Source organism: Phenylobacterium sp. (genome assembly GCF_036963605.1).
Lineage (GTDB): Bacteria > Pseudomonadota > Alphaproteobacteria > Caulobacterales > Caulobacteraceae > Phenylobacterium.
Genome location: NZ_JBALUY010000153.1, coordinates 1 through 606 on the forward strand (window position 1 = coordinate 1; position 606 = coordinate 606).

Here is a 606-nt window from a genome sequence, read left to right on the forward strand (position 1 = left end):
GCGAACGCCCCGCCCGCGTAGAACAGGGCCATGGTGAGAATGCATAGCCCGACAAAGCCGGGCAGTCGGTTCCAGATCTTGGTCACTGATATTACCCCCAGTTGGTTATCCCGCAGGTGCGAACTGTTTAACGCATTTGCGAAATGCGCAAGAGGCTTTGCCGTGGTCGGAGCACAATTGTTGCCAAATTCACGCTACCGGCCCTTGCGCGCGACTAAATTATTGCGCCAAGAACCACGTCGCCATAGGGTTTTCGCCCGCACTTGCGAGAAGGGATAGATCTTGGCTGACGCGAACCAGAAGTTCGTGACCGTTCCACACGCCGGTCCTGCGAAGGCCGCCGCGTCCGAACGCGTGCACGGTTTCGACGAGATCTACGCCTCGTTCCGGGTCGCTGAAGGCACGCGCCAGTCCAGCCGCTGCGCCCAGTGCGGCGTGCCGTTCTGCCAGTCCGGTTGCCCGCTCCAGAACAACATTCCCGACTGGCTGCGCCTGGCGGCGGAAGGCCGGGTCGAGGAAGCCTGGCGTTTGTCCGAAGCCACCAGCGCCATGCCCGAGATCTGCGGCCGCATCTGTCCCCAGGACCGCCTGTGCGAAGGCGCCTGC

At 62.7% G+C, this 606-nt stretch carries 1 pseudogene; it reads left to right on the top strand.

Annotation, left to right across the window (positions count from 1 at the left end):
- Positions 1–282 precede the first annotated feature (282 nt).
- Positions 283–606, top strand: a pseudogene (locus V7702_RS16815) (NAD(P)-dependent oxidoreductase); the annotation flags it as partial.